Source organism: Bradyrhizobium sp. (assembly GCF_049581145.1).
GTDB lineage: Bacteria > Pseudomonadota > Alphaproteobacteria > Rhizobiales > Xanthobacteraceae > Bradyrhizobium.
Map to the genome: position 1 here is coordinate 1 of NZ_JBAURI010000836.1, position 4,279 is coordinate 4,279.

A 4,279-nucleotide genomic window follows, 5' to 3' on the forward strand; every position below is an offset into this window, starting at 1 on the left:
CTGCAGGCGATCGAAACGCAATTGAACGAGATCAAGGAACTGCTGCAGCAGGCGCCGGCGAACGCCACCCCGCCCCAGGCTACCGCCGCTCCGCCGCAGGCTCCGGTACCTGCCGGGCCGCGGCCGCCGCGGGCCAAACGCACCCCCGGGTCGCCCGCCGGCGAGCAGAAATGAGCGGTGGTTTCGCACCGTAAGACTCAAGAGTTGCTCGTATTTTGAGCCCAATGCTCAACAATCGATCGGCTCACATTTTCGCGATGCCGCAGTGCAACAAAGTTATTGCATTGCATCATTAACTCTGGCATAAGGATCTGGCCCCGGGCCCAGCGCGGACGGGGCGAGCCCATAGCTCAAAAACTGAGGATGGAGAAAACCCCATGACCGAGACCAACATGTACGACAGCGTCAAGGAAGCCTTTGCACCGGTGACCGAGGCACTGAAGAATTTCCAGACCATGGAAGTTCCCGAGGCCGCCCGCGACTTCGTCAAGCGGACTGCCAATACCGCCAAGGAGCGCACCTCCGACCTCTATGCCGGCTCCGAGAAGGTGACGGCCGCCATCGAGACAGCCGTTGCTGAGTCCGTCAGCGAGGCCGCCAAGATCACGCGCAATATCCAGCAGGCGCTGCATCAGGATGCCGAGGCGTTCTTTGCAGGCATCGACACGCTGGCGTCAGCCAAGAGCCTCAACGAGGCGGTGCAGATCCAGTCGGATCTCGCCCGCGAACGCGGTGAAGCCCTGATCTCCCGGGCCAAGTCATCCACCGAGTATTTCGGCAAGCTCGTTGCCAACGGTGCGAAGACCGTCCAGGACAATCTCACCAAGGTCTACAGCAAAACCGCCTGAGCGATTTTACAGTGAGATCGATGATCTAGGCCCGCTTCGCGCGGGCCTTCTTTTTCTGGCGTCGCGCCTTCGGCCGCAGCGTTGTTGCGAATCCGAAAAAGGCGGTATGCGTTGAGCCATGCCGCCTCCGCTCAGCCGCATCATCCGAGAGCTCAAGCACGAGCCGTCACGCACCGGCTCGATCGTCATCACCGTGTTCGGCGATGCCATCGTGCCACGCGGCGGCTCGGTCTGGCTCGGTACGCTGCTCGAATTTTTCGCGACCATCGACGTCGACGCCGGCGTGGTGCGGACCGCGATGTCGCGGCTTGCGTCGGACGGCTGGCTCGAACGCACCAAGGTCGGCCGCAACAGCTTCTACCGGCTGGCCGGGCAGGGGCGGCAGACCTTCGACATCGCGACCAGACACATCTACGACCCGCCGCCATCGGTCTGGTCTGGGCGCTTCGAACTGCTGCTGATCGGCGGCGCGGAGGACCGCGACGCTGCGCGGGAAGCTCTGAAGAATGCCGGCTTTGGCAGTCCGATGCCGGGGGTGTGGGTCGCGCCGTCAGGCGTGCCGATCCCCGAGGAAGCAGCGTGCGCGATCCGGCTCGAAGTTTCCGCGGAGGATGACAGCGGACGGCGTCTGTTGGCCGAGAGCTGGCCGCTCGATCGCACTGCACTGGCCTATCTGAAATTCATCAAGACCTTTGCGCCGTTGCGCGACTGGATCACGCAGCGGTCGCTTGGCGCGGCCGACGCCTTCACCGCGCGCATCCTGCTGATCCACCATTACCGCCGTGTCGTGCTGCCTGATCCCCTGCTGCCGACGGCCTTGCTACCGGCGGATTGGCCGGGCGGAGCGGCGCGACAGCTCTGCGGCGAAATCTATCGCGCGCTGCTTGCCCCGTCCGAACAATGGCTTGACCGGCATGGAACCTGTGAATCAGGCCCGCTGCCGGCGGTCGCCGCCACGTTGCGGCAGCGCTTTGGACTGGAATAATGTGTTACAAAAATATCTTGCGGATCGTGAGTTCTGTTATACTTTAGCTGGAAATAAATTTCCGGGAGGCCCGCGCATGTATACCCAGGCGCTCAATACATCCGAGACCGACGCCCGTCAGGTCGAGGATGCCGGCCGCGCGGCCGCGTTCCAGGCGCGGATCGACGCCGAGGAGCGGATCGAGCCGAACGACTGGATGCCCGCGGCCTATCGCAAGACGCTGACGCGCCAGATCTCGCAGCACGCGCATTCCGAAATCGTCGGCATGCTCCCCGAAGGCAACTGGATCACCCGCGCGCCGTCGCTGCGCCGCAAGGCGGCGCTGCTCGCCAAGGTCCAGGACGAGTGCGGCCATGGGCTTTATCTCTACGCCGCCGCCGAAACGCTCGGCGCCTCGCGCGAAGAGCTGGTTGACGCGATGCTGGCGGGGAACGCCAAATACTCCTCGATCTTCAACTACCCAACCCTGACCTGGGCCGACATCGGCGTGATTGGCTGGCTGGTCGACGGTGCGGCGATCATGAACCAGATCCCGCTGTGTCGTTGTTCCTACGGTCCCTACGCGCGCGCGATGATCCGGGTCTGCAAGGAAGAGTCGTTTCACCAGCGCCAGGGCTACGAGATCATGCTGACGCTGGCGGGTGGCTCGGACGAGCAGAAGGCGATGGCGCAGGATGCGCTGAACCGCTGGTGGTGGCCGGTCTTGATGATGTTCGGGCCGCCCGACAAAGCGAGTCAGCACAGCGATACCTCGACAAGATGGAAGATCAAGCGCTTCTCCAATGACGAGCTGCGCCAGAAGTTCGTCGACGCCACGGTGCCGCAGGCGCAATATCTGGGCCTTGCGATCCCCGATCCCGGCATGAAGCAGGACGAGGCCGGGCACTGGATCTACAGCGCGATCGACTGGAGCGAATTCAAGCAGGTGCTTGCCGGCAACGGCCCCTGCAACCGCGACCGCATGGCCGCGCGGCGCCAGGCGCATGCCGAGGGCGCCTGGGTTCGCGACGCCGCGGCGGCCTATGCCGAGAAGCGCCGATCCCGGCAAACCGCGCAAGCCGCCGAATGACAATCTCGAGGGAGGTCGCGATGACCACGCCGAACACGCCGTTGTGGGAAGTCTTCATCCGCAGCCGCAACGGGCTGGCGCACAAGCATTGCGGCTCGCTGCATGCAAGCGACGCCACCATGGCGCTGCAGGCCGCGCGCGACATCTACACCCGCCGCGGCGAGGGGCTGTCGATCTGGGTGGTGCCGTCGAGCGCGATCACGGCCTCCGATCCGGCCGACAAGGGCATGATGTTCGAGCCGGCGGAATCCAAGATCTACCGGCATCCGACCTTCTATGAAGTGCCCGAGGAAGTCGGGCATATGTGATCCCGGCGCTTATGGCGAGGGGGCATTCGCAGCCGCCCGGACCGTCATTGCGAGCGAAGCGAAGCAATCCATCTCGCCGCGCAACGAAAGAATGGATTGCTTCGTCGCTTCGCTCCGCGCAATGACGGGCGAGCGCAAAGCTGGATTGATTGACATGGCCGCAGCTTCCATCACCATCCTCGAAACGCCGCTGGTGCTCTACACGCTGCGCCGCGCCGATGATGCGCTGATTCTCGGCCATCGGCTGTCGGAATGGTGCGGCCATGCGCCGATGCTGGAAGAGGACATGGCGCTGTCGAACATGGCGCTCGATCTCCTGGGGCTGGCGCGCGAGCTCTATTCCTATGCCGGCGAGCTCGAAGGCCAGGGCCATGACGAGGACAAGCTCGCTTATCTGCGCGATGTCAGGCAGTACCGCAACCTGCTGCTCGTCGAGCAGCCGAACGGCGATTTCGCCCATACCATGGTGCGGCAATTGTTCTATTCCGCCTTCGCCGATCTCTATTGGCGCGCGATGATGTCCTCGCGCGATCCGACGCTGTTGGCGATCGCGGCGAAATCGGAGAAGGAGAGCGCCTATCACTTGCGTCATTCCGCGGAATGGATCGTTCGCCTCGGCGACGGCACCGACGAGAGCCGCGCGCGCACCCAGGCGGCGATCGACGATCTCTGGGCCTTCACCGGCGAGATGTTCGCGCTGGACGACAGCGAGCGGGACCTGATCGACGCCGGCATCGCGGTCGATCCGGCGAGCCTCATGCCGGAATGGCGCAACACACTGTCGCGCATCATGATCGAAGCAACCTTGGCGCTGCCCACCAACGACTGGATGCAGCAGGGCGGCCGCTCCGGCCGGCACAGCGAGCATCTCGGCCATCTCCTCAGCGAACTGCAGTCGATGCAGCGCACCTTCCCGGGGGCGGCATGGTGACGCTGCTGCATGAGGATGCCGACGTTCGGCAGCGCGCCTGGGATGCCGCGGCGAGCGTGGTCGATCCCGAGATTCCGGTCCTGACCATCGCCGATCTCGGCGTGCTGCGCGACGTCGCATTGCGCGATGGTCGTGTCG

The 4,279-nt window shown here is 64.3% G+C and carries 5 protein-coding genes and 1 pseudogene; all 6 read left to right on the forward strand.

Features of this window, described 5'->3' with window-relative positions; all coding sequences use genetic code 11:
• The first annotated feature begins 377 nt into the window (after positions 1-377).
• A complete protein-coding gene (locus WCB02_RS27510; protein WP_423962909.1) occupies positions 378-848 on the forward strand; it encodes a phasin in 471 nt (156 codons plus the stop codon).
• Between the two features lie 118 nt (positions 849-966).
• Complete coding sequence (paaX, locus tag WCB02_RS27515; protein ID WP_423962910.1) at positions 967-1,833, forward strand: phenylacetic acid degradation operon negative regulatory protein PaaX; 867 nt, start codon at positions 967-969, stop codon at positions 1,831-1,833.
• Between the two features lie 76 nt (positions 1,834-1,909).
• Entirely contained in the window at positions 1,910-2,902 is a 993-nt protein-coding gene (gene paaA, locus WCB02_RS27520; RefSeq protein WP_423962911.1) for a 1,2-phenylacetyl-CoA epoxidase subunit PaaA, read from the forward strand.
• A gap of 20 nt (positions 2,903-2,922) precedes the next feature.
• On the forward strand, positions 2,923-3,210 hold the full coding sequence (gene paaB / locus WCB02_RS27525) for a 1,2-phenylacetyl-CoA epoxidase subunit PaaB (RefSeq protein ID WP_423962912.1): 288 nt from the start codon (positions 2,923-2,925) through the stop codon (positions 3,208-3,210).
• 154 nt (positions 3,211-3,364) lie between these two features.
• Positions 3,365-4,141, forward strand: a complete 777-nt coding sequence (gene paaC, locus WCB02_RS27530; RefSeq protein ID WP_423962913.1) for a 1,2-phenylacetyl-CoA epoxidase subunit PaaC — start codon at positions 3,365-3,367, stop codon at positions 4,139-4,141.
• Positions 4,135-4,279: pseudogene (locus tag WCB02_RS27535) on the forward strand (1,2-phenylacetyl-CoA epoxidase subunit PaaD); the annotation flags it as partial. The gene paaC and the pseudogene WCB02_RS27535, both read left to right, overlap by 7 nt.